Genomic DNA, 2,330 nt, shown 5'->3' on the forward strand with positions numbered 1-2,330 from the left:
GCGGACCGGGCGCGCCCGGCAGCGGCGGCCGCCATCCCACCACCGCATCCCTCTCCAAGACAGGTTTGCCACCGGTGTCGGCGTCCTCCGCGCCCGGCACAGGCTCGCGCGCATCTGCGACCCACCTCCTGACCGTGCTGTAGGACAGGATGTCGTGGCCGGCGGCAGCATGAATGTCCTTTTTCGAATAGCGCAACCTGCCCAGCTCGTTCTTTTCCGTGGCCAGGGACTGCACCCACTCCCGCAGCAATACCATGGCGGCATTGTTGATCTTTCCGCCGGCCGTGTCGAAAGAGATCTTCTCGGGCATACGGTGGTTGTCCAGGTGCTCCTGTAAAGTCCGCGGACCGGGCGCGCCTGGCAGCGGCGGCCGCCATCCCACCACCGCATCCCTCTCCAAGACAGGCTTGCCACCGGTGTCGACAGGCTTGCCGCCGGTGTCGGTGTCCTCCGCGCCCGGCACAGGCTCGCGCGCAGCAGCGACCCAGAACCTGACCGTGCTGTAGGCCAGGAGGTCGTGGCCGACGGCAGCATGAATGTCCTTGATCGAATAGCGCCACCCGCCCAGCTCGTCTTTTTCCGTGGCCAGGGACTGCACCCACTCCCGCAGCAATGCCGCGGAGGCATTGCTGAGCTTTCCGTCGGCCGTGTCGAAAGAGATCCCCGCGGGCATACGGTGGCTGTCCAGGTACTCGTGTAAAGTCCGCGGACCGGGCGCGCCCGGCAGCGGCGGCCGCCATCCCACCACCGCATCCCTCTCCAAGACAGGCTTGCCGCCGGTGTCGGCGTCCTCCGCGCCCGGCACAAGCTCGCGCGCATCTGCGACCCAAGACCTGACCGTCCTGTAGGACAGGATGTCGTGGCCGACGGCAGCATGAATGTCCTTTTTCGAATAGCGCCACCTGCCCAGCTCGTTCTTTTCCGTGGCCAGGGACTGCCCCCACTCCCGCAGCAATACCATGGCGGCATTGTTGAACCTTCCGCCGGCCGTGTCGAAAGAGATCCCCGCGGGCATACGGTGGTTGTCCAGGTACTCGTGTAAAGTCCGCGGACCGGGCGCGCCTGGCAGCGGCGGCCGCCATCCCACCATCGCATCCCTCTCCAAGACAGGTTTGCCACCGGTGTCGGCGTCCTCCGCGCCCCGCGCAAGCTCGCGCGCATCTGCGACCCACCTCCTGACCGTGCTGTAGGACAGGAATTCGTGGCCGGCGGCAGCATGAATATCCTTGATCGAATAGCGCAACCTGCCCAGCTCGTTCTTTTCCGTGGCCAGGGACTGCACCCACTCCCGCAGCAACACCATGGCGGCATTGCTGAACCTTCCGCCGGCCGCCTCGAAAGAGATCTTCTCGGGCATACGGTGGTTGTCCAGGTGCTCCTGTAAAGTCCGCGGACCGGGCGCGCCCGGCAGCGGCGGCCGCCATCCCACCACCGCATCCCTCTCCAAGACAGGCTTGCCGCCGGTGTCGGCGTCCTCCGCGCCCCGCGCAAGCTCGCGCGCATCTGCGACCCAAACCCTGACCGTGCTCTCGCCCAGGAGGTCCTGGCCGGCGGCAACATGAATATCCTTGCCCGAATAGCGCCACCCGCCCAGCTCGTTCTTTTCCGTGGCAATAGAGTAAACCCACTCCCGCAGCAATGCCGCGGCCGCATTGTTGATCTTTCCGTTGGTCCTCTCGAAAGAGATCCCCGCGGGCATACGGTGGCTGTCCAGGTACTCCTGTAAAGTCCGCGGACCGGGCGCGCCCGGCAGCGGCGGCCGCCATCCCACCACCGCATCCCTCTCCAAGACAGGCTTGCCACCGGTGTCGGCGTCCTCCGCGCCCCGCGCAAGCTCGCGCGCATCTGCGACCCAAACCCTGACCGTGCTGTCGGCCAGGAGGTCCTGGCCGGCGGCAACATGAATGTCCTTGATCGAATAGCGCCACTCGCCCAGCTCGTCTTTTTCCGTGGCCAGGGACTGCCCCCACTCCCGCAGCAATACCATGGCGGCATTGTTGAACCTTCCGCCGGCCGTGTCGAAAGAGATCCCCGCGGGCATACGGTGGCTGTCCAGGTACTCGCGTAAAGTCCGCGGACCGGGCGCGCCCGGCAGCGGCGGCCGCCATCCCACCACCGCATCCCTCTCCAAGACAGGTTTGCCGCCGGCGCCTGTAGCCGGAGCAGCCTCCAACTCCGGGCCGCCCGTCTCGGGCCCCAAATGTCGCGGCTTGTGGGACGCACCGCCCAGCACGCCTTTTTCGCGGGGCCACATGACTTCACTCACCAACACGCGCGAAAGCGTGTGGGCCGCTGCAAGCCCCTGCTCATCGTCGTCATGCCGGTGCAGC

General features: G+C 66.6%; 1 protein-coding gene. It reads right to left on the reverse strand.

The window, feature by feature from the left end; genetic code table 11:
• Window positions 1-1,987, reverse strand: a 1,987-nt coding sequence (locus ACIRGA_RS40820) for a hypothetical protein (protein ID WP_400952949.1), incomplete at its 3' end; no start/stop codon positions are given.
• Window positions 1,988-2,330 lie beyond the last annotated feature (343 nt).

The organism is Amycolatopsis sp. NPDC102389, from assembly GCF_044765885.1.
In the GTDB taxonomy this organism is placed as follows: Bacteria; Actinomycetota; Actinomycetes; order Mycobacteriales; family Pseudonocardiaceae; genus Amycolatopsis.